The following is a 22,128-nucleotide window of genomic DNA, read 5'->3' as shown; positions in this document are numbered from 1 at the left end:
ACGTCTTGTTAATGTTTCAGGAAGGAATATTGGAAGTCGGCAACTACAACGGAGCGTACTTTGCGTTTTACTGGTATTTTGGCGGTCTGTGGACTTGTCGCGGGATGCGCGCAGCCGCCGGCCGATACTGAGGCGGCCCCCCTCTCCCGGTCGGAAGGCCGACCGGCGGAGCTTGTCGAGCCGAACACACGGGATGTGAACTGCATGGCCGAGGCCATTTACTTCGAGGCGCGGGGCACCGGTGCCGAAGGCACACGGGCCGTGGGGCATGTCATCCAAAACCGGGCGGAGAGCGATGAGTTTCCGGATACGGTCTGTGCCGTCATTGACGACAAGTGCCAGTTTTCCTACCGTTGCGACGGGGTGCCCGAGGAACTGAGCCATGATGAAGCCCGGGCGCGGGCGCTGAAGACGGCGCAACAGGTTCTGTCGGGGGCGCCGGATATTACCAATGGGGCCTTGTTCTTCCATTCCGCCGGGATCGAGCCGGGCTGGTTCAGCACGCGCAAGCGCGTGGGCAAATTCGGCGGCAACATCTTCTACAGGTGACGCCCGGGCGCGTCAGGCGTTGTGGCGGACCGGGAAGACAATACCGGTTCCCCGCGTCTCGCCCAGCCTTTCGGGCTGTTTGTGGAGATACTGCTGGTACTGTTCCTCGGCGAAATAGAAGTCGGTGGCCGGTTTGATCTCGGTGGTGATTGAGCCCAGTCCGGCCGCCACAAGCTCCATCTGGTAAAGGTCGCGCGATTCCATTGCGGCGTGCTGCTGTTCCTCATTGGTGAAGAAGATGCCGGAGCGGAAGCGGGTTCCCACATCGGTGCCCTGGCGCATGCCCTGGGTGGGGTCGTGTTTTTCCCAGAAGAGGCGCATCAGGTCGGACGTGGAAATGCGGGCGGGGTCATAGACCACGAGAACCGCCTCGCAATGGCTGGTGCGGTCGGTGGAAACCTCGCCATAGGTCGGGTTGGCGACGGTGCCGGCGGTGTAGCCCACGGCCGTGACCCAGACGCCGGGTGTTTCCCAGAACAGTTTCTCGGCCCACCAGAAGCATCCCATTGCGAAATAGATGGATTCGGTATGGTCGGGATACGGCCCCTTGAGCGGGCGTCCATTGACCGCGTGGGTGTCCGCGGTTTCCAGCGGCTCGTCCCGGTCGGGTATCTCGGAGGTGCCTGCGTTCAGAACGGATTTCAGCAGATTTCCAAATTCCAAGTGTCTTTGTCCCTTTAAAGCTGCACGGGCCGCGCCCTCTCCAGCCCGGAGACATAGCGCCACCCTGCCATGGCCGCCGCCGCACCTACAATTACGCCGGCCATGGACTGTCCATATACTGCACCGGGTCCACCAATCCATGATGAGAGAGCCCATGCAAGTGGAAACATAACTAATGCGTCCCGCATCCAGTTAAAACCCGTCGACCAGAGCGGTTTTCCCAAAGTGTTGAACGCGGCGTTGGCACAGAAGAGAGATCCGTTGAACACGAAGCCGCCCGCGGCGAGGCCCGCGAAGGCGAGGTAGACGTCGAGCCCGTCGCCGGAGAGCTGGAACATGTCCGCGACGAAATGGCGGGTGAGGAACAGGATGCACCAGGCGATGCAGGTGTAGCAGGCCACGAAGATGAGGGCGTCGCGATAGGTACTGCGCACCCGGTCGAGAAGGTTAGCTCCGTAGTTCTGGCCGATGATGCCACCGATGGCGCCGGAGAGCGCGAAGATGCCGCCGAAAGCCAGCATGGAGACGCGGGAGACCACGATCCAGCCCGCGACCGCGCCGTCGCCATGGCGGGAGACGAGCCAGGTCAGCAGCATGTTGCCGCAGGGGGTGGAGAGCTGTGTCAGGGAGCCCGGCAGAGCAATGGCGAAGAAGGCGGGGATGATGCGGGTGATGTCGGAGAGCCTGACCGGCGCGAGCATTTTGTGCACCCGGACGAGATACCAGATGGCCAGCGCCGCGGTCACCGTGCGCGACAGGACGAGAACCAGAGCCGCGCCGTCGATGCCGAGACCAAAATACAGGATGAACAGAGGGTCGAGGGTTACCGCTATGGCACCGGCGGCCAGGGTGACGGACATGGAGCGCCAGCCGTCGCCGAGGGCGCGCAGGATGGAGCTGCCGACCATGCCCAGCGCGATCAGCGGAATGGAGGGCATGATGAAGCCCAGGTAGCGCACGGCGATGGTCCGTGTCTCGCCCGTTGCTCCGGCGAGACCGACAAGCGCGTCGCGGAAGGTGAACATCAGGGCCGCGATTGTGAACTGGATGGCGAAGGAGATGATCAGTGCCGAACTGGCCGTGCGGCGGGCATTGGCGCGTTCGCCCTGCCCTATCCCGCGGCTGACGAGCGCCGTGGCGGCGATCGCGAGGCCTATGCTGCTGCCCACGGCAAAAAACATGATGGTCCAGGCGAACCCGAGCGCGGCCAGCAGTGTGGGGTCATCGAGTTTGGAGACCCAGAACAGGGCGGCCGCGTCCACCAGGAACATGAAGGTCAGGCCGGTGGCGCCGGTCAGGGTCATCTCGATGACATGGCGCATGGTGCGGCCGTGAAGGAATTTTGCGCCCTGGGCCATGTTGATCCTATTCCGCGATGCTGACGCCGCGCCTTGTGAGGATGGTCTCGTGGCCGGGCGCGGGGTGTCTGGGTATCAGGGCGGAGAGCAGGATGGAACAGGCGGCAAGGCCCGCGCCGAGGTAAAACACCGCCGACGGGTTGACGATCCAGAGGTAGCCCAGGGCCGCGGGCAGGAACACGGCGGCAATGTGGTTGATGGAAAAGGCCACGGCCATGCTGGGGGCCATGTCGGCGGGGTCGGCGATTTTCTGGAAATAGGTCTTGAGGCTGAGCGAAAGGGCGAAGAGCGCGTGATCGACGAGGTAGAGCAGCGCGCCGATGACCGCGCCCCAGCCGAAGAGATAGACCCAGCCATAGGCGAGGAAGACAAAGAGGAGCCCGAAATACTCGATGAGCAGCGCCGTGCGTTCGCCGAGATTTGCGACCATGCGGCCGATGATGGGGGCGATGACCACGTTCATGGCGAAGGTCACCATCATCAGGCCGGTGACCATCGGCACGGAAAAGCCGAAGCGTTCGACCATCATGAAGGCCGCGAAGACCACGAAGATCTGGCGCCGGGCCCCGGACATGAATTCGAGCAGGTAGTAGAGCCAGTAGCGGCGGCGCAGGACGATGCTCTGGCGCTGCTGGACCGGGGTTTTGAAGGTGGGGTAGTATAAGCGGCAGAAGAGGGCTGCGGCGGCGGTCAGCAGACCGGAGACGGCATAGATCACGCCATAGCCCATATCGAGCAGGCTCCACAGAAGCAGGATCAAACCGTAGGCCGCAAAGGACGAGGCGGCGGCGACGGCGATGAGGCGGCCAAGTACGATGGGGGCTTCCTCACGGGTCAGCCATTGCAGCTGGAGCGACTGGTTGGCGGTCTCGTAGTAGTGGAAGCCGATGGAGCCGATCAGGGTGGTGATCAGCAGCCCCTGGAAGCTGGGAAACATGGCTGTGACGGAGACGGCGAGGCCCAGCATGGCGAGGCAGATCAGGGCGAACCTCTGTTCGCGTACGAGCAGGAGCAGGAAGATCACGCCGACGGCGAGAAAGCCTGGGATCTCGCGCACGGTCTGAAGCCAGCCGATCTCGACACCGGTAAAGCCCGCGCGTTCCACCACGAAATTGTTCAGGAGCGCCACCCAGACGGAGAAAGCGAGCGGCTGGGCGGCGGCCATGATGATGAGCATGCCCGCGGGCCCGCGCATCAGCGGGAGTGCGCGCGCCTCGGCGATGGGCATGGTCTGGTGGTGCCTGCCGGCCATTGTTGCGGGTCCGTCCTGTTGGTCGGGACACGCGCGGAAAATACGGACGGTCCCCCTGCCCGCGTTTCCTTGTCACAGGTTGCGCGAAATGAACAGCGCCGTTTCGTTGGGGGCCGGCGGAGGGAAGCCGCCGGCGGGCTGGGTCAGGGGGTGGTCCCGGCGTGTAGGGCTCCAACGCCGTGGCGGAGGATGACGCGCAGGAACATGCCCATGGAAATGAGAGCGAGGATGGAACCGATGGCTGCGGGGGCCTCGCCGTTTTCGGTGATTGCCAGCGCGATGCCGGGTGTCATGACGACGACCGCCGCGAACGTGAGCCAGTAGTGGATGCCGGCGGCCCTGGATGCGCCGGCGGCCGGGGTCAGGGCGTAGTAGACGCCATAGACGGCCATGATCACGAAACCGATCAGGTTGAGATGGGCATGGGCCGGTGACAGCGTGTGGTTGTGGCTTATCGACATCTGGATGCCCCAGATCATGCCGATCAGGGCAAAGACGGCGGATGTGGCAAAGAAGCGGGTCGGGATGGATTTCAGCATGGCGCGGCATCCCGTTTTGCGAAAAAGCGCGGTGCCCCGAGCGGGGTCGTATTCGAGTAGATCATATTATTTCCTCCCAACGTCTACTGGTAACAATGCCACTGGTGAGCCGTAAATTTACCAGATTACAGGCCATATAAAAAATTGATTGAATGTATTACAGTAATTCACATGGCAAATTTATCCGGGCTGGACCTGAACCTTCTGCGTGTTCTTGATGCGCTGTTGACCGAGCATTCGACGGTGCGGGCCGGGCGGCGTGTGGGGCTGTCGCAGCCGGCGGTGTCAGCGGCTTTGGGGCGGCTCAGGACAAGCCTGGGGGACCAGCTGTTTTTTCGCCGGGGTCAGGGGCTGGAGCCCACGGAGTATGCGCGGTCGCTGGAGGCGCCGCTGCGGCGGATATTGGAGGATGTGGAGGCGCTTGTCAGCAGTCCCGGCGCGTTTGATCCCGCCGCGTCGACCTTGTCGTTTACGGTTTCCGGGAGTGACTATTTCGCGGAACTGCTAATGCCCGAACTGGGGCGGGTGTTCTCGAAGGTGGCACCGCAGACGCGGGTGCATCTGGTGGACCTGGTGCCGGACCGGTACGTGGATACGCTGGAACATGGGGTGGTGGATCTGGCGCTGATGCCGACCGCGTCCATGACGGGCTGGATCGAGTCCCGGACGGTGTTCTACTCGTCGTTTTCGCTGATTGCGCGCAAGGGGCATCCAGGGTTGGCGGCGGCGGGGATTGGACCGGGGGGTATGGTGCCGCTCGATCTTTACTGTGACCTGCGGCATGTGATGTTCTCGCCGGAGGGGCGGAACAGCGCGGTGGCGGATCTGGCGCTGGCGCGGGTGGGGCGGAGCCGCAATGTGGTGATGACCATGCCGGTATTCTCCGGCATTTACCGCTCGGTGGCCGGATCGGATCTGATTGCGCTGCTGCCGACCGCTTTGGCCGAGCGGGTGGCGGAGGCTGCGGGGCTCGATATTTTCGTGCCGCCGGTGCGGGTGGCGCGGGCGGAGATCATCATGGTCTGGCACAGGCGGTATTCTTCGAGCCCGCCGCATATGTGGCTGCGCGATCAGGTGATGCGGGTGTTGCAGCCTCTGGATGAGGGGCCGGATCAGGGCTGATCTTTGGGCGTCCAGTCTGTGAAGGTGAGGTCCGTCGCGCCAAGCTGGCGGAAGACGGTTTCGTGGCAGGTCAGCACGACGATCTGGAGGTCCTGGGCGGTGCGGTGGAGCACGTCGAACATGGCCGCGATGCGGGCGTCGTCGGTGAAGACCAGCGGGTCGTCGAGGATCACCGGAACGTGGCGGCCGTCGCGGGCCAGCAGGCGGGCGAAGGCGAGGCGCGTGAGGATGGCGAGCTGTTCGCGCATGCCGCCGCTGAGGATCGAGATGTCCTCGGTCACCGGGCCGCGCTCGACCGTGGTGGGGAGCAAGGTTGTCTCGTCGAAGCGGATTTCGGCGTCGCCGAGAAGCATGGAGAGGAGCGGCGCGAGCTCAGTGATGACGGGCGCGAGGTAGCGCTCGGCGGCGTTGGCGCGGGCTTTTTCGAGAGCCGCGTGGAGGCGTTTGAGGACGGCGATTTCGTGTTCGATATGGGCGAGATGGGTTTGGGCGGCCTGGAGCCGGCCTTTGGTCTCAAAATGGGTTTCCTCCAGCCCCTCATCGGCGCGGGAGGCGATGCTGCCGTCGAGTTTGGCGAGTTCCGTGCGGGTCTGCTGGATTTTCAGCTCGGCGTTTTCCATGACCGCTTTGGTGCGGTTGGCGGCGGCGGTCACGGCGGCGAGGTCGGGGGCTGAGGCGGAGAGACGCTGGACGGCCTGGGCGGCCTCCATGTGCGCGCGGGTCAGGTCGGTGACGGTTTTTTCAAGCTCCGCGAGCGTGTCGGCGCGCTGGTCCTGCGGGCCGAGATCGTGGTCGAGGGTGGTCAGGCGTTCGGAGAGCGTGCGGGCCTCTGATTTGAGGTGCCAGAGGGTTTCGCTGGCGGATTTCAGGGCGGCGCGGGCCTGTTCGAGTTTGGCCTCTCCCGCGTCGAAGGCCTCACGGGCGGCAGTCATGGCGGCCTCGGTCGTTTCCGGGTCGGGGTGGTCGCCGGTGTCGTCGGGGATGAGCGAGGCGAGGCGCGTGACCTCCTGGCGCAGGGCGTCGATGCCGTCGGGTGCGAGGGCGCGAAGCTCGGCCTGGGCGTCGCGGGCGGCATCAATGGCCGTGGTTTTTTCGCGCAGGAGGGTTTCGGCAGCGGCGAGGTCATCCGCACCGGTTTTGGCAAGCGCGTCCGCGAGGGTTTTGGCGGTCGCGTTGGGGTTGCGGGCGTCGGTGTCGCTGCGGCCGGGAGTGATGGTGAGCTCGCCGTAGCCGGCGATGTTGAGGGTGACGGGACCGGTCAGGGGGGTGTCGCGGCCATCCGCCAGTGGTTCGTCGTCGTGGAAGATTTTGGCCACGGCATCCGGCGCGTAGTCCATGCGGATGCGGGCGGCGCCGGAGGCGACCTGTTCGCGCTGGCGGTCGAGGTCGGATGAGAGCGTGCGCAGGCGGGCGAGCGTGTCGGCGTCGACGGGGATGGTTTTGGCTTTGGCGGCGGCAGTCTCGAAGCGGATGCGGGCGGCGTCGGCGCGGGAGAGGTTTTCAAGGGCTGTCCGGTGGCGGTCGCGGTGCTGGGCGGAGAGGGCCACGCGTATGGCCTGTTTGTGCGCGTTTTCCGCATCCGTACGGGCGGCGGCCAGCGTTGCGAGGGCGCGGCTGGCGCTGTCCTGGGCTTTGGTGGCCTCCGCGTTGCGGGTGTTGGCGGCCTCAAGGCGGGTTTTGACCTCGGCCAGGTCTTTTGCGGCTTTGGCGGCGTCACTGAGGGCCGTGCGGAAGCTGCCGAGGCGGCCTTGGGCTGCGTCGAGTTTGGTGCGGGCGAGCTGCTCGGTTTTTTGGGCGTCCTCGAGCGTGCGGGCGTGGCTCTGCGCGGCGGTCAGGGCGTCGCCGGCGGTGCGGGCGGCCTCGATGCGGGCGCGGATGGCCTCGGGATCGGTGAGTTTGTCGAGGGTCTCGCGGAGCCGGGCACGGGACAGGAGTTCGTCGCGCAGGAGGTTGAGTTTGGCCTCAAGCGCGGCGGTTTCCTCCGTGAGGGACGCGACTTCCTTCTCGGCCTGGTCGTAGGGGCTGCCGGTTTTGGCACGGCCGCTCTGGACGATCTGCGCGTCGAGCGCGCCTTTGACCTCGGCCAGCACGCGGGTCATGCGGCGGCCGCCGGTGAGGGTTTCGACCTCGCCGGTGACGGAGGTGACGATGGTCTCGCGGGTTTTGCGCTCCTCCTCCATCTCCTTTTTGCCGGAGGTGTCGAACGCGGTAATGCCCTGCTTGACCCAGAGAAGGCCGGTGGGGCCGTGCATGCCGTCGCGGATTTCGCGTTCGATCCAGTTTTCGGCGTCGGCGCCCTGGGCCACGATGCGGGAGGTGGCGAGATCGGTGACGGAGGCGGTGGACTGGCGCAGGAAGCGTTTGCGGATGCGGAAGAGGCCGTCGCGGGTTTCGATGTCGAGTTCGATCAGGGGGCTGCCGCCGCTGTGGGGGCTGAGCGATTTGACCGGAGCGGCGCGGCTGTCGTGCTTGGTGAAGAGCGCGGTTTCCATGGCGTCGAGCGCGGTGGATTTGCCGCTCTCGTTTGGGGCGGAGAGGACGGAGACGCCGTTGCCGATATTCTCGATGGCGACGCCACGGCCGTCGAAACGGCGGGTGTTCCACAGGCGCAGGGCGCGGAGTTTCATAGGGACCCCGCGATCGAATAAAGCCGCGTGAGGGCGGCCCCGGCGACCTTGCGGTCGGCCTCCGAAAGGGCCGTATCGGAAGCCTCGGCCAGAAGTTCGGACGCGGCCTCGCGCAGGGCACCGGCGAGGTCGATACCGTCAAGATCGGCGGCGTCGTATTCGACGGCCAGGCCTGTGTCGTCGAAATCGACCCAGGCGAATTCGGGAGTGACCTCGCGGACGATGTCGGAGAGGGCGAGTTTTCCGGCGAGATCGCTGCGGCCGGTGACGGCGAGGCGCAGGAGGGTCTGGCGGCGGGTGCCTTCGGGCAGGCGCGTGCGGAGCGTGTCGGCGGGGGCCATGCCGGGCACGATGTCGAGGGCCATGTCGCGCCAGAGGAACGCGCCGGTCTCGACCGGTGTCACCTGGGCCTGCGCGCCGGGGGCATCCACGGTTACGGCAAGGACCTGGCCGGGGGCGTCGTGGCGGAACCGGTCGGGTTCGGGCGTGCCGCTGTACCAGGTGCGGGGCTTGACCTGGCGCTGGCCGTGCCAGTCACCGAGGGCGAGGTAATCGAGCCGCGCGGATGTGGCGCGGACGGGGTCGATGATGCCCTGCCCCTCCCCGTCGCCGAAATCGACGATGGCACCATGGGCGAGGCCGATGCGGGTGCGGTCTGCGGACGTGTCGCAGGTGTCCATCCAGGCGGTCAGATCGAGCGCGGTGTTTTTGCTGAGGAGTGGCGCGGGCAGGATTGTGGCGCTGCCGATATTGAGCGGTGCGGGCTCGCTGGCGATGTGGATGTTGGGGCCGGCGGAAGCGCGCACGCGGGTCCAGAGTTCATCCGAGGAAAACGGGTCGTGATTGCCGGGAATGATGACCCAGGTGAGGGCCTGGTCCTCGTTCAGAATCTCCAGGGCGTGGGCGATGGTGCGGGGGGACGGCGTGGCGGTGTCGAAGAGGTCACCGGCCACGAGGATGAATTCGGCCTGGTGCGCGCGGGCGGCGTCGGCAATGCGCGAAAGCGCGGTCTGGCGGGCCTCGGTCAGGCGGTTGCGCAGGGCTTCGGGGTAGCGTCCGAAACGCCGGCCAAGGTGAATGTCGGAGGTGTGAATGAAACGGGTCAATCGGAATACGGCACGTGATCCAAGGGGTTTTCAACCTGGTTACATTATGGGCAAAGATCAAGCGCTTGCGGGCCGTCACCTCACATCCTTTGGCGCGGCGTCGGTTCGCGGTTGAGTTGGCCGGTGAATTGGGGTTCACTGACGCTCCAGCCCGAAATTTGCCGATCCAGTGACCGGATGCCGAAACCGTTGTTTAAACCTGTCCGTATGCTGCTGTGCGCCGCAGCTTTTCTCATGTCCTGCGAGGCCGGTGATGGCCAAGGTGGCAGCGCCGCAGAGATCGACTGCTTCGCCTGGGTGTATCTGAAGCTCTATTCGGATGAGGGGCGCGGCAATGTTCCGGCGGCGGAGATTGACGCGCGGCGCGACGCGCTGATCAAGCAGTTCAACGCGAGCGTTTCGGGACGGGATTTCAACCGTCAGATGCGGCGTCTGATCGCGCGGGTTGAGGAGCTGTCCGCCACGGAGCCGTCCCAGGCGGAGATTACGGCGCGGGCGGAGGCCTGTGCCATTCCGGGGACACTCTGAGGGTTTTTGCGGGACGCATGATCTGTTGCGGCCCGGTTGAAACAGTCCCGGTGTTATAAAAGGGCGAAAAACTTTCGCGATTACATCGCTGCACGGTTGAGTTGATTTTGGTATTGGGTTTCAATACCGGTCCCAATTTCTTTTTACTTTGTAATTTGGATGTGACCGACATGAAAATTTACACTGCCGCCGCCTCCGCCGCCGCACTGTTCACACTGGTTTCCTGCACGGAGGGCGGCGTCGAGAGCGCCTCCGGTGGGGCTGATGAGCTGAACAGATCGGATTGCATCGCTTACATTTGGCTGGATGCCAACGCACGCGCCAATGAAGGCGAAATCTCGGATCAGGAGCTTCAGGACGTGGGCACCAGGCTGGCCGGTGAAATCCAGAACAAGGGTGACAATTTCAACTATGCCAACACGTACCGTATTCTCGACAATCGACTTGACCGGATAGTCGAGAGTGGCGTCACGTACGGGGAGGTGGCGCAAAAAGTCGAGGAATGCAGACCGATTGTGCATATTTAGCAGCGTTTTTGAGCTGTTGTAGACCTAACTTTACGCACAGTTCCGCCAGGTGACCGGCCGGGGCAATTAAGTCGTGGTACTGCCGCATTTTTTGTGAGACCCATTGGTGGGTGTTCAACAGTACGGGGTCCGGAAATGGCGATTACGGCGGGTGTCTATCATCTCACGCATTACAGATATGACAGACCGGTTTCACTGGGGCCGCAAATCATCCGGCTCAGGCCCGCGCCGCATTCGCGGACGCGGGTTCTGTCCCATTCGCTGAAGGTCACGCCGTCCGAGCATTTCGTGAACTACCAGCAGGACCCCTATGGGAACTGGCAGGCACGGTTTGTGTTTCCCGAGCCGGTGCGCGAGTTCAAGATCGAGGTCGACCTGGTCGCGGACATGACGGTCTACAACCCGTTTGACTTCTTCGTGGAGGAGGCGGCGGAGGAATGGCCGTTTGAGTATCCGGAAGAGATCCGGGACGATCTGAAGATTTACCTGAAGACCGAGCCGGTCGGACCGCGGTTGCAGGCGTTCCTGGATGACATTCCGCGCGACAAAATGCGCACGGTGGATTTTGTGGTCGGGCTGAACGCCAAGATCCAGGCGACCTTGGGCTATGTGATCCGCATGGAGCCCGGTGTGCAGACGCCGGAGGAGTCGCTGGAGCGCGGGACGGCGTCCTGCCGGGATTCGAGCTGGCTGCTGGTGCAGGTGCTGCGCCATCTTGGGCTCGCGGCGCGGTTTGTGTCGGGGTATCTCATTCAGCTGAAGCCTGACCTGGTGGCTTTGGACGGGCCTCCGGGCACGGATCATGACTTTACCGACCTGCATGCGTGGTGTGAGGTGTTTCTGCCGGGTGCGGGCTGGATCGGGCTGGACCCGACCTCCGGTTTGCTGACCGGTGAGAGCCATGTGCCGCTGGCGGCGACGCCGCATTACAGCAATGCCGCACCCATTTCGGGCCTGGCGAGCCCGGCCGAGGTTGATTTCAGCTTTGACATGAAAATCGACCGGGTGGCGGAGCATCCGCGCATTACTAAGCCGTTCTCGGACGAGGCCTGGGACGCGCTGAACGCGCTGGGGCGCAAGGTCGATGAGGCCCTGGAGGAAGGCGACGTCAGGCTGACCATGGGCGGTGAGCCGACATTCGTGTCGATCGATGATTTCGAGAGCGGCGAGTGGAACACCGATGCGGTTGGCCCGACCAAGCGCGGGCTGGCCGACGAGTTGATCCGCAAACTGCGCGAGCGGTTCGCGCCGGGCGGGTTCCTGCATTACGGTCAGGGCAAGTGGTATCCGGGTGAGAGCCTGCCGCGCTGGACGTTTTCGCTTTACTGGCGGAAGGATGGCAAGCCGATCTGGAAGAACCCCGACCTGATCGCCAGTGAGGCCGGGTCGAAAGAGGTGGGTCCGGAGGACGCGAAGACGCTGCTTCGGGGGATTGCGGAGAATCTCGATCTGACGCCGGAATACGTGGTGCCGGCCTTTGAGGATCCGGCGGAGTGGATCCTGCGTGAGGCGGATCTGCCGGATAACGTGACGCCGGAAAATTCGGAGCTGAAGGACGCGGAGGCGCGAAACCGGCTGGCGCGGGTGTTTGAGCGCGGGCTGACGGAGCCGTCGGGCTATATCCTGCCGGTGCAGGCCTGGCAGAGCCGGGCCATGGGGCGCAAGTGGCGGACGGAGCGCTGGACGCTGCGGCGCGGGCATCTGTTCCTGATCCCTGGGGACAGCCCGGTCGGATTCCGGCTGCCGCTTGGCAAGCTGCCGCATGTGCCCGCCTCGGACTATCCCTATACACATGTTGTGGACCCGACGGTGAACCGCGACCCCCTGCCCGATTTTGACGACATCATTACCCACCGCCGCTCCGCCTATGAGCGGCAGCAGCCGGTGTCGGAAGTGTCGGGCGATGCGGAATCCGTACGTCAGGATGTGCGGGAGCAGGAGGACAGTGGCATTGAGGGCGTGGTGCGCACGGCCCTGTCTGTGGAGCCGCGCGACGGGCGGCTTTGCGTGTTCATGCCCCCGGTTGAACGGCTGGAGGATTACCTGGAACTCGTCACGGCGGCGGAGGCTGCGGCGGCGGAGGCCGGGCTGGAGGTGCATATCGAGGGCTATTCGCCCCCGTCAGATCCGCGCATGAACGTGATCCGGGTGGCGCCCGATCCGGGTGTTCTGGAGGTCAACATTCATCCCGCCTCGAACTGGGACGAGTGTGTGGCGATCACGGAAGGTGTGTACGAGGACGCCCGCCAGGTGCGGCTTGGCACCGACAAGTTCATGATCGACGGCAAGCATACCGGCACGGGCGGCGGCAACCATGTGGTGGTGGGCGGGGCGACGACGCTCGACAGCCCGTTCCTGCGGCGGCCGGATCTGCTCAAGAGCATTATCCTGCACTGGCAGAGGCATCCGTCGATCTCGTATCTGTTCTCGGGGCTGTTCATCGGGCCGACGAGCCAGGCCCCACGGGTGGACGAGGCGCGGCATGACACGCTCTATGAGCTGGAAATTGCCCTGGCACGGATACAGGCGCCTGGGCAGGGCGAGCCGAGCGCGCCCTGGATGACGGACCGGCTGCTGCGCAACATTCTGACGGATGTGACCGGCAACACCCACCGGGCGGAGATCTGTATCGACAAGCTTTACTCGCCGGACGGGCCCACGGGCCGTCTGGGGCTGGTGGAGTTCCGGGGCTTTGAGATGCCGCCAAATCCGCGCATGTCGCTGGCGCAGCAGTTGCTGGTGCGGGCGCTGATCGCGCGGATGTGGAAATCTCCGGTGACCGGGTCGCTGACCCGGTGGGGCACGACCCTGCATGACCGGTTCATGCTGCCCCATTATGTCTGGCAGGATTTCATGGATGTTCTGCGCGACCTGGGCCAGCACGGGTTTGAGATGGACCCGGCCTGGTTTGAGGCGCTGCTCGAGTTCCGCTTCCCGTTCTGCGGTCAGGTGGAAACCGACGGCGTGAGCCTCGAGGTGCGTCAGGCGCTGGAGCCATGGCATGTGCTGGGCGAAACCGGGGCGATTGGCGGGACGGTGCGGTATACCGACAGTTCCGTGGAACGTTTGCAGGTGAAGCTCAATGCCGCCGATACGGGCCGCTATACCGTGTGCTGCAACCAGCGTCAGGTGCCGTTGAAGAAGACGGCCAGCGCGGGCGAAGCCGTGGGCGGCGTGCGCTACAAGGCTTGGAAACCGGCCGAGGCGCTGAACCCGGAGGTGCCGGTTCATGCGCCGCTGGTGTTCGATGTGTTCGACACCTGGACGGGCCGCGCGGTGGCGGGATGTACGTATCACGTGGCGCATCCCGGCGGGCGGAACTACGACACGTTCCCGGTCAACAGCAACGAGGCCGAGGCGCGGCGGCTGGCGCGGTTCGAGCCGTTTGGCTACACGGCCGGATCCTATACCCCGGTGCCGGAGCATCCGCATCCGGAGTTCCCGATGACGCTTGATCTGCGGCGGCCGCCGGGGCTCGTGTAGGGCCCGCGCCCTCTTTTCCCGCGTTAACCATACCGACACGGCCCGCTTGGCGGGCCGTTTAAATTTTTGGCAAATTAAGTTAAGCTGTGATGGGGGTCACTGAGAGCGCGTGGGGGCGCGCTTAAGGTTTTCACAGGGTCACACGGGACCAGGGAAAACGGTGGGAGTGGGGATCATGTCAAATACGGAACATCACGTCAGCCTGTTGAAAAAGCTGGCAGAAGACAGACGCATCGTCACGGACGTGTCGGATTTGGGCGTCCCGGAAACGCGGCATTTCGGGTCCGCGGACACGGGAATCGCGCCGGTCTGGTTCGATCGCCGCACGAGAGTCATGTCCGAGGACGGTAAACGGGCCGCCTATCGCGCGATCACGATTCGGGGTGAACTGCACTGGGTGGTGTTCACGGAAGGCAGGACACGGGCCCAAAGCTGCCGGACCCACTGCCCCTATATTGCGCTGAAGGCCGTACGCCAGGTTTCGCCGGATGGGACGGATGGGAGGCGGGAATGGGCGGCGTAAGGGAATCGGGCGCCCCTGCCCCGGAAAGACTGCCCATGGCGGGCATGGCCGGGCGCGGATGCCTGCGCCGCCTGAACCGAACGGTTCCGGTACGGATGCTGCCGCGCATGGGTGGAGCGGTTATCCTCCCGAAAAGCCTGCATAAATGCGGATGCTGAATCGCAAATTTATCCCTGAATGTGATGTAGATCACAGTTGGCGACCGGGCCACGTGCCAGATTTTGCGGAATGAAAAAAAGCGGTGTGAATCAGATGGGACCCCACCCGTCGGGACACCGCGAAATGGTCAGGAAATTGTTTTCGATGTTTGGATCAGTGTCACGGAAAGACCGTATTTTTCGCAAGCTTGCCGATGCCCGCAAACACGCCTCCCCTGCGGAGCGGGACCAGGCGGCGGATGGCCGGGATTTCGAGTTTGATGATGGCGATGGCGTGCCGGTGTATTTTGACCGGGGCAACCGGATCGTGTCCGATGACGGGCTGCATGTGGCCTATCGTGCGGTGACGTTCCGGGGGGAGCTGTTGTGGATTGTGTTCACCTCCGGCAAGCCGCGCGGATATCATTCCGATGCGGACGATCCGTATGACGCGTTTGAGGAATGCCGCCAGGCCCTGATCCGCCGACGCCTGGTTGAGGCGGACTGGGATGAGGTCCGGGCGCTGGCCTGGAAGCTGCGATTTGGCCTGGCGCGCCTGGAGATCAGGGCATCGGATGCGCGGTCCACGCCGGTCAGTCGTGCGGAAATGCGCGGTGTCATAAAGCGTTACGGCCGGCCCGGTGGTGAGACCATTTCGGGTTTTGTGCTGGCCTGGCTGATGCGGTTCCAGCCCCGCCTGGGCTTCGTGTTGCGCGAGGCTGCGGTGCGGCAAAACGTTTTGGAGCATGGACCTGCTCCATCACCTGACGCTGTTAAGGTGGGGGCCTGAAAGCGTCAGGACCGGGCCGTCCCGTTCGCGTTTGCATCGACGGACGCGGAGACGGCCACGAGGTCCAAAGGGTATGATGGTTGAAAAGCAAAGCGGCCGGAAATTCCGGCCGCTTTGGTCTGTCTGAGGGGTCAGCTGTCGCGCATTTCCGAGCGGATCTGCTGGCGCCAGTAGTCGATGGGCACGGGTTTGCCCTCGCGTTTGAAGTGCCAGAAGGTCCAGCCGTTGCAGGACGGAGCGCCCTGCACCGCCGCGCCGACCTGGTGGATGGAGCCGCGGGCGTCGCTGGAAATGACCGTGCCATCGGCGCGGATCTTGGCGGTGTGGCGGCCGTTGAGGGACCAGAGTTTCTCGCCAGGCGCCAGCAGGCCGCGCTCGACGACCGTGCCGAACGGCACGCGGGGCTCGGCGCGTTTGGCGGGGGTCACGGCGAGCGCGTCGGCATCGGCGGGACGGACCGCGGCGATGCGTTTCTCGGCGATTTTGCGGTAATCCGCCTCGCGCTCGATACCGATGAACTTACGACCCAGACGTTTGGCGACCGCGCCGGTGGTGCCGGTGCCGAAGAACGGGTCGAGAACCACATCGCCAGGGCGGGTTGAGGCGACGAGAACGCGGTGCAGAAGGGCTTCGGGCTTTTGGGTCGGGTGCGCCTTGACGCCATCCTCGTTTTTGATGCGCTCGGAGCCGGTGCAGAGCGGAATGACCCAGTCGGAGCGCATCTGAACGTCGTCATTCATGGCCTTGAGGGCCTCGTAGTTGAAGACGTATTTCGACTGATCGGATTTGGCGGCCCAGATCATGGTCTCATGGGCGTTGGTCAGACGCTTGCCGCGGAAATTGGGCATCGGGTTCGATTTACGCCACACCACATCGTTGAGCACCCAGAAGCCCGCATCCTGAAGCGCCGTACCGACCCGGAAAATGTTGTGATAGGAGCCGATGACCCAGATCGCCCCGTTGGGTTTGAGAACACGACGGGCGGCGGCAAGCCACTTGCGGGAGAAATCATCATAGGCTGCAAAGGACGCGAACTGGTCCCAATGATCGTCCACCGCGTCAACGCGGCTGTTATCGGGCCGGTGAAGCTCACCCTTGAGTTGCAGGTTGTAGGGCGGATCGGCAAAAATCAGGTCAATGCTGTTTTCCGGCAACGCCCGCATGACCTCTATGCAGTCCCCGGCGTGAATAATACCTGTTTTTAACTGGGCGGGGCGCGGCTTCGATCCGGTCTTTGTCACGGGGGGTCTCCTGGTGTGTCGGGTGCTCCGGAGACCATGATTCAAAAGTGATTCGCCGTCAATTTCTTTATGAATCAGGCACTTAAAGATTTAGCTTTTCGCAACATATTGTGTATCGGCTTAAATGAGCGCCGATGATGTTGTGTCACACCGTGCAAATTGAGGCCCTCAACATGGGCTTTCGTGCCGTATCCCATGTTGGTCTCCCAAGCATAACCTGGAAACTGTTGCGAAAGTGCAACCATGATCCTGTCCCGTGTGACCTTTGCCACAATCGACGCCGCGGCGATGGAGAGCGAGCGGCCGTCGCCCTTGATGACGGCCTGGGCCTGGCACGGCAGGCCGGGCGGGATGTGGCGGCCGTCGACGAGGACGAAATCCGGTGGGGTGGTGAGGTTGTCGAGGGCGCGGCGCATGGCGAGGAAACTCGCCTGCAGGATGTTGACCTCGTCAATCTCGGCAACCGTCGCCTCGCCGATGCCGACCGCGGCGCAGGCGGTAATTTCGGCCATCAGGCTCTCGCGCCGGGCGGCGGTAAGCTTCTTGCTGTCGTTCAGACCGGCGGGAATGTTGTCCGGGTCGAGGATCACGGCCGCCGCCACAACCGGCCCGGACCACGGCCCCCGCCCGACCTCGTCCACCCCGGCGATCCGGGCGTGGCCGGATGATATGGCCTCAAGCTCCAGACTGAGATCGGGGAGTGTGCCGGTCATGAGGTACATCCTGGATATGTGGAGAGTGGCGACCCCGACAGGATTCGAACCTGTAACCTGCCCCTTAGGAGGGGGCTGCTCTATCCAGTTGAGCCACGGGGCCTTGGTGGTGCCGGATTGACGTGGCGCATCTGTAACCAGGCTGAGGTGGCGGGGTCAATTGCCGGACGGCATAAATTGGGGAAATGGCGGTCAATGCGGGCTTTTGGCGGACTGCCACTCATCGAAGAGTGCGGTGATGCGGCTGCGGTCTTCAGGTGACAGCACGGCGGGCGGAGCGACGGGGTCGTTGGCGGTGATGCCGTAGCGGGCGAGGAAGGCATCGCGGGCGGCCTGGGAGGGCCAGTAGCCGCTGGCAGGGGATCCTGCGAAAGGCGACTTTTGGTTCATCCATTGCGTGAAGCCCTGGACGGTTTTGCGCCAGTCGTTGATCCCTGTCCCGGCCTCGCGGTTTCGTTCGCGGATCCACAGGACGGTGCGCGGGTCCGTGGTAACACGGGCGCGCGGGGCGGAGATGTCGAGACCGTTGACGCCGAAGACCTCGGCCAGAAAGGTGTTGGCGAGGCCGGTCTTTACGTGGCTGTCGTAGTCAAATGTGGTAGCCTGGCCGAAGACCTCGCGGAAAAGGGACACCTGGCGGTCGAAATCGAACCAGTGAATGCGTTCCTCAAGAAAGGTCTCGAAGTCATCGACGTAACCGAGGGAGTCCACGAAAGAGAAATACAGGGACTGTGCCACGCGGTCCTGGCGGCGCAGGTAGATGACCGGTTCAATCTCAAAGCGGGACAGGGCGTAGCGCAGGCGCTCCAGATAGGCGCGTCGTCCGGTCCAGTAGGTGTCCGGGTCGCCCGCGGCGGTCCAGTAGCCGCCGCCGCGGTTCGGATGCCTTGGCTCGCCGTCATGGTGGCGGCAGATGGCCTCGGCGCTGAGCAGAACGGTGCGGGTTTCGGGAACTTTTGCCAGTCGGTCCTGAAAGGCGGCCGTGTCGAACCCTCTGGGGCGGGCAATGGCATGGGCGAATTTGTGGTGGGCCTCCACCGGGTCGCGACCGAAGGGTGGCAGGTCGGGGTAGACGATGTCGTTTTTGCGGAGACGGCCGCGGTTGCTGGCGAAGGCCTTTTGCAGGGCGGTGGTGCCGGTTTTGTGCAGGCCCGCGTGGAGCACAAGGCGTGGTTTGCCCATCGTCCGGGTCCTTCGGTGGTCTGGCGGGTTTCAGGCTCAGTCGGGGAGCTGCTCGGCGAGTTCCTCGAGCGCATCCATGTTCAGCAGGTTGACCTTGCCGCGGGAGATGGAGACCCAGCCGTTCAGCTTCCAGACGGAGAGGGTTTTGGCCACGGATTCGCGGGTGGTTCCGACAAAATCGGCGAGGTCGGCCTGGGAGACCGGGACGGAGCCCGATTTTTCGCCGACCTTGCCATCGAGATAGAGAAGCCGGCGGGCCAGGCGGGCCGAGAGCGGCAGGAAGGTGCGTTCACCAAGCTGGGCGCTGACGTAGCGCAGGCGCTCGGAGAGCAGATTAATGAATTCCAGCGCGAGGTCGGGGTTGGTTTTCAGCTCCGCCAGAACCTCCGGGCGCCGGATGGAGGCGAGCACGCAGTCGCTAAGCGCGGTGGCGGTGGCGGTACGATCACCGCCGAAGAGGCCAATCTCGCCCAGAACCTCTTCCGGTCCCATGATGTTGAGCGCCAGTTTGCGGCCGGATTCGGAGAGCACACTGATTTCGACCTCACCCTGACGGATGATGTACATGCCGTCGCCGGGGTCGCCTTCCTGGAAGAGGATTGACCCCTTGCTCAGGCGGACCTCCTTGGCCACGTGTTCCATTACATTCCAGAGAGCGGGTGGCACGGAATCCAGTATGCTTTTCGGTAAATCTGACACGGTATGTCCTGTCCGGCCCCGATTTCGGGATTATTGCGGGCGCCTGCAACCCCTGGACAGACCCCTCCTGCCATCATCATCCTTATTCGGATCGGATAAACAAGACTGGACAGACGCGATTTCGCGGCCAGGCCTGCGGAAATGCGCTGATCTGGCGCGTAAACGGTCAGTTTTGCACGTTTTTGAGAATGAGGGGCAGTCCGCAGGAAACGAGAACAACTTCCGCCGAGACCGCGGCAATGGCCTGGTTTGCGGCGCCGGCAGCGTCGCGGAAGCGGCGCGCAAGGGCGTTATCGGGGACGATGCCCGCACCGACCTCATTGGTTACGAGGATGACCGGGGAGGTTTGGGCTTCGAGCGTGTCCGTCAGCGCCGTGAGGGCCGCCTGCCAGTCGTGGTCGGCCAGCATCAGATTGGTGAGCCAGAATGTGACGCAGTCAACGAGGCGCGCGCCGGTGCCGTCGGAGCGGGTGAGCGCGCCGGAGAGGTCGAAGGGTTCCTCGATCGTTGTCCAGTTTGGGCCGCGTCGGGCGATATGGGCGTTGATGCGCTCACGCATTTCGCCATCGCGGGGTTCGGCGGTGGCGATGTAGGTCCAGGGGAAGATGAGGCTTTCGATGCGTTCCTCGGCCCAGCGACTTTTGCCGGAGCGTGCGCCACCGGTAACAAGTATGATCCGTGACAAAACCGGCTCCTTTTTTGGCCCGTGGCGATCTCCCGAGGTTGCATAGACCGCGCCGACCTGTCACTCAATCCCGGACTTTTTTTGAGGCCGTCAAGGAGCGTCCGCCGATGTCGACCATTACCGTCTGCACCACCTGTCGCGTTCCGGAGAAGAAGGACGTGACCGATGAGCCGCCCTGTGGCGAGGCGTTCATCGAGCACATGCGGGCGGCGGCGGCAGAGGTTGAGGGTGTGTCGGTGCGGCCGGTCAAGTGTCTGATGGGCTGTGAGCGGTCGTGCAATGTGGCGCTCTCGGCGGAGGGCAAACTGACCTATGTGCTGGGCCGGTTTGAGGGTACGGCGGAGGATGCGCAGGCGGTGGTGGAGTACGCCACCGGGCATCGGGACAGTGAGACGGGCGTGGTGCCCTTCCGGACCTGGCCGCAGGGGGTGAAGGGGCATTTTGTGGCCCGCATTCCGCCGCTGTCAGCGCCGGTTGAGGGCTGAAACCGCATGGGGTCTGACGGGATTTCTGTCAGTGTCGCGGGACATTTCGGAGAGTTTTTGCAAGGAAGACTGGGCGCTGATGGGCCGGTTGTACTCGTGACCCTGCCCTGCCCGGATGCAGTCACGCAGGTGACGTGGCGGCCCGGGCCGGAGTTTGGGCTTTACCAGCACGGGGTTCCGGTTCTGTCGCGGGAGGATGTGCGGTGGTTGTTTCGGCTGCTGGTCGGGCAGCGGCCGTCAGGGATTTTTCGGGTGCGGTCGGGGATGCCGCCGGGGGGCGGTGCGGGAGCGTCGACGGCGGCGCGGCTGGGCCTGATCCGGGCAATGGCGGAGCCTCTGGGCGGATTGTGGCCGGAGATTGAGGCGATTTTGTGCGTGGCGATGGAGGGGGCGTCGGATCCGCTGATGCTTGAGCGGCCGGAGCGGATGCTGTGGGCCTCGCGCCTGGGTCAGGTGGTCGAGCGGCTCCCGGCCCTGCCCGCGTTTGACGTGGTTGGCGGGTTTGACGGGCCGGGCCGGCGCACGGATGCGGGCGATGCACGGTTTGCGGATATAAGCGATCTGGTGGCGCGGTGGATGGCGGCGGGTGGCGACCGGCGGGAGATTGCTGAGATCGCGAGCGCATCGGCCATGCGGAACCATTTGGTTCGCGGCGGGCGCGATCCGGGGCGGATATTGACGCTGGCGCGGGACCTGGGCGCGTTGGGCATAGCGGCGGCGCACACCGGGTCGGCGCGGGCGATGCTGTTTGAGCCGGGGCGTGCGCCGGATGGCGCGGCGTCCGCATTGCAGGCGGCAGGCCTGAGCGGCGTGCGGCGGTTTCGGGTTGGAGGGAAAGGTTGAGTTTCGCGGGCATGATGCTGGTGGCACTGGTGGTGGATGCGGCGTTTGGCTGGCCGGACCGGGTGTATCGCCGCATTGGGCATCCTGTGACCTGGATCGGGCGGATGATCGGCCAGCTTGAGGCATGGCTGGGCGCGGAGGATCAGGATGACGCGGCGCGGTTTCGGGCGGGAACGGCGACGGCGGTGATCGTGATTGGGGTGGTTGTGGTCGTGGCTGTGATGGTTGCGGCGACGCTGCCCGGTGGTGTGCTTGGAATGGTGATTGGCGGGATTTTGGCGGCGCCTCTGGTGGCGGCCCGGAGCCTGCACGATCATGTGGGGGATGTTGAGGCGCCCCTGTCCGCAGGTGATGTTGACGGTGCGCGGCAGGAGGTGGCGAAGATTGTGGGGCGCGATCCCTCGCGGCTCGATGAGGCCGGGATTGCGCGGGCGGCGCTGGAGAGTTTGGCGGAGAACACTTCGGATGGCGTGACCGCGCCGCTGTTCTGGGGGCTGCTGTTCGGGTTGCCGGGGATTGCGGGATACAAGGCGGTCAATACGCTCGACAGCATGATCGGGTATCGCAATGCGCGGTACGAGTGGTTTGGGAAGTTCGCGGCACGGTTTGATGATGTGGTGAATTACGTGCCGGCGCGGCTGACCGGGCTGGTGTTTTGCCTGGTGTCGGGTCGTCCGGGACAGGCGTTTGCGGTGATGCGGCGGGACGCGGGGGCGCACCGGTCGCCCAATGCGGGCTGGCCCGAGGCGGCGATGGCGGCGGGGCTTGGCGTGCGGCTGTCGGGGCCTCGGGTGTATGGCGACCGCGTGAGCGACGAGCCCTGGGTGAATGCGGGGGCGCGGGATCCGGAGGCGCGGGACTTGGCTGAGGGGCTTGGGCTTTATCGGCGGTGTGTTTTCGCGTTTGGGGTGGTTTTGGCGGTGTTGGTGCTGGTTTGATGAGGGTTGTGCGGATTTCCGAGGGCAGCGACGGCCGCGGGCGGAAGCGGAGCGCCGCCCAGGGGGGCGGACGGCGCTGCCCGGCGGTGCCGCCGGGCGGTGTGGCTGAACGAAGAATTGCTTCACTACATGCCGGGG

At 64.4% G+C, this 22,128-nt stretch carries 21 protein-coding genes and 1 tRNA gene; 10 read left to right on the top strand and 12 right to left on the bottom strand.

Annotated features, from left to right (window positions below):
- Positions 1-60 precede the first annotated feature (60 nt).
- Positions 61-549, top strand: coding sequence for a cell wall hydrolase (locus ACP15P_RS05975; RefSeq protein ID WP_424927594.1), 489 nt, complete (start codon positions 61-63; stop codon positions 547-549).
- A gap of 12 nt (positions 550-561) precedes the next feature.
- Here ACP15P_RS05975 and msrA read toward each other — a convergent pair whose 3' ends face one another.
- The 4 genes from msrA to ACP15P_RS05955 form a co-directional block, all read right to left on the bottom strand.
- On the bottom strand, positions 562-1,212 hold the full coding sequence (gene msrA, locus ACP15P_RS05970) for a peptide-methionine (S)-S-oxide reductase MsrA (RefSeq protein WP_424927593.1): 651 nt from the start codon (positions 1,210-1,212) through the stop codon (positions 562-564).
- Positions 1,213-1,226: 14 nt separating this feature from the next.
- A complete protein-coding gene (locus ACP15P_RS05965) occupies positions 1,227-2,570 on the bottom strand; it encodes an MATE family efflux transporter (RefSeq protein WP_424927592.1) in 1,344 nt (447 codons plus the stop codon).
- A 7-nt stretch (positions 2,571-2,577) separates the two neighbouring features.
- Positions 2,578-3,822, bottom strand: coding sequence for an MFS transporter (locus tag ACP15P_RS05960; RefSeq protein WP_424927591.1), 1,245 nt, complete (start codon positions 3,820-3,822; stop codon positions 2,578-2,580).
- A 143-nt stretch (positions 3,823-3,965) separates the two neighbouring features.
- Positions 3,966-4,361 (bottom strand): hypothetical protein, encoded by a 396-nt coding sequence (locus ACP15P_RS05955; protein ID WP_424927590.1) that lies wholly within the window; start codon positions 4,359-4,361, stop codon positions 3,966-3,968.
- Between the two features lie 171 nt (positions 4,362-4,532).
- Here ACP15P_RS05955 and ACP15P_RS05950 point away from each other — a divergent pair, with 171 nt between their 5' ends.
- A complete protein-coding gene (locus tag ACP15P_RS05950) occupies positions 4,533-5,483 on the top strand; it encodes a LysR family transcriptional regulator (RefSeq protein WP_424927589.1) in 951 nt (316 codons plus the stop codon).
- Here ACP15P_RS05950 and ACP15P_RS05945 read toward each other — a convergent pair.
- The gene (locus tag ACP15P_RS05945; RefSeq protein ID WP_424927588.1) at positions 5,474-8,110 is read right to left on the bottom strand and encodes an AAA family ATPase; all 2,637 of its coding nucleotides are present in this window, start codon (positions 8,108-8,110) and stop codon (positions 5,474-5,476) included. The genes ACP15P_RS05950 and ACP15P_RS05945 overlap by 10 nt on opposite strands.
- Positions 8,107-9,216 (bottom strand): metallophosphoesterase family protein, encoded by a 1,110-nt coding sequence (locus ACP15P_RS05940; protein WP_424927587.1) that lies wholly within the window; start codon positions 9,214-9,216, stop codon positions 8,107-8,109. Before ACP15P_RS05940 ends, ACP15P_RS05945 begins: the two co-directional genes overlap by 4 nt.
- Positions 9,217-9,405: 189 nt before the next feature.
- Between ACP15P_RS05940 and ACP15P_RS05935 the strand changes: the two genes are divergently transcribed.
- The 5 genes from ACP15P_RS05935 to ACP15P_RS05915 all read left to right on the top strand — a co-directional run bounded on the left by ACP15P_RS05935 (position 9,406) and on the right by ACP15P_RS05915 (position 15,204).
- Positions 9,406-9,744: a hypothetical protein gene (locus ACP15P_RS05935; protein ID WP_424927586.1), complete on the top strand. Its 339-nt coding sequence runs from the start codon at positions 9,406-9,408 to the stop codon at positions 9,742-9,744.
- Between the two features lie 170 nt (positions 9,745-9,914).
- Positions 9,915-10,271: a hypothetical protein gene (locus tag ACP15P_RS05930; protein WP_424927585.1), complete on the top strand. Its 357-nt coding sequence runs from the start codon at positions 9,915-9,917 to the stop codon at positions 10,269-10,271.
- Positions 10,272-10,406: 135 nt separating this feature from the next.
- Complete coding sequence (locus ACP15P_RS05925; RefSeq protein ID WP_424927584.1) at positions 10,407-13,754, top strand: transglutaminase family protein; 3,348 nt, start codon at positions 10,407-10,409, stop codon at positions 13,752-13,754.
- Positions 13,755-13,929: 175 nt separating this feature from the next.
- The gene (locus tag ACP15P_RS05920) at positions 13,930-14,277 is read left to right on the top strand and encodes a hypothetical protein (RefSeq protein ID WP_424927583.1); all 348 of its coding nucleotides are present in this window, start codon (positions 13,930-13,932) and stop codon (positions 14,275-14,277) included.
- 303 nt (positions 14,278-14,580) lie between these two features.
- Entirely contained in the window at positions 14,581-15,204 is a 624-nt protein-coding gene (locus ACP15P_RS05915) for a hypothetical protein (RefSeq protein ID WP_424927582.1), read from the top strand.
- Positions 15,205-15,335: 131 nt separating this feature from the next.
- Here the strand turns inward: ACP15P_RS05915 and ACP15P_RS05910 are convergent, their stop codons facing one another.
- From ACP15P_RS05910 to cobU, 6 genes are all read right to left on the bottom strand, one after another.
- Positions 15,336-16,445 (bottom strand): site-specific DNA-methyltransferase, encoded by a 1,110-nt coding sequence (locus ACP15P_RS05910; RefSeq protein WP_424927581.1) that lies wholly within the window; start codon positions 16,443-16,445, stop codon positions 15,336-15,338.
- Positions 16,446-16,519: 74 nt separating this feature from the next.
- Positions 16,520-17,158, bottom strand: coding sequence for a ribonuclease HII (locus tag ACP15P_RS05905; RefSeq protein WP_424927580.1), 639 nt, complete (start codon positions 17,156-17,158; stop codon positions 16,520-16,522).
- Positions 17,159-17,184: 26 nt separating this feature from the next.
- Positions 17,185-17,261: transfer RNA gene (locus ACP15P_RS05900), tRNA-Arg, on the bottom strand.
- Between the two features lie 89 nt (positions 17,262-17,350).
- Positions 17,351-18,340 (bottom strand): hypothetical protein, encoded by a 990-nt coding sequence (locus ACP15P_RS05895; protein WP_424927579.1) that lies wholly within the window; start codon positions 18,338-18,340, stop codon positions 17,351-17,353.
- A gap of 36 nt (positions 18,341-18,376) precedes the next feature.
- Entirely contained in the window at positions 18,377-18,982 is a 606-nt protein-coding gene (locus ACP15P_RS05890; protein ID WP_424927578.1) for a Crp/Fnr family transcriptional regulator, read from the bottom strand.
- A 223-nt stretch (positions 18,983-19,205) separates the two neighbouring features.
- Complete coding sequence (gene cobU, locus ACP15P_RS05885) at positions 19,206-19,724, bottom strand: bifunctional adenosylcobinamide kinase/adenosylcobinamide-phosphate guanylyltransferase (protein WP_424927577.1); 519 nt, start codon at positions 19,722-19,724, stop codon at positions 19,206-19,208.
- Between the two features lie 107 nt (positions 19,725-19,831).
- Between cobU and ACP15P_RS05880 the strand changes: the two genes are divergently transcribed.
- Genes ACP15P_RS05880 through cbiB form a run of 3 tightly spaced genes read left to right on the top strand, consistent with a single transcriptional unit; the run spans position 19,832 to position 21,990 of the window.
- Positions 19,832-20,209 (top strand): DUF1636 family protein, encoded by a 378-nt coding sequence (locus ACP15P_RS05880; RefSeq protein WP_424927576.1) that lies wholly within the window; start codon positions 19,832-19,834, stop codon positions 20,207-20,209.
- Between the two features lie 57 nt (positions 20,210-20,266).
- The gene (locus tag ACP15P_RS05875) at positions 20,267-21,052 is read left to right on the top strand and encodes a propanediol utilization protein (RefSeq protein WP_424927575.1); all 786 of its coding nucleotides are present in this window, start codon (positions 20,267-20,269) and stop codon (positions 21,050-21,052) included.
- Entirely contained in the window at positions 21,049-21,990 is a 942-nt protein-coding gene (gene cbiB, locus ACP15P_RS05870; RefSeq protein ID WP_424927574.1) for an adenosylcobinamide-phosphate synthase CbiB, read from the top strand. The genes ACP15P_RS05875 and cbiB overlap by 4 nt, the downstream gene beginning before the upstream one ends.
- Positions 21,991-22,128 lie beyond the last annotated feature (138 nt).

Origin of the sequence: Amaricoccus tamworthensis (genome assembly GCF_049800875.1) — a bacterium.
In the GTDB taxonomy this organism is placed as follows: Bacteria; Pseudomonadota; Alphaproteobacteria; order Rhodobacterales; family Rhodobacteraceae; genus Amaricoccus; species Amaricoccus tamworthensis.
Note: the sequence above shows the minus strand (reverse complement) of the source record. Positions and strands in the feature narration are given on the sequence as shown.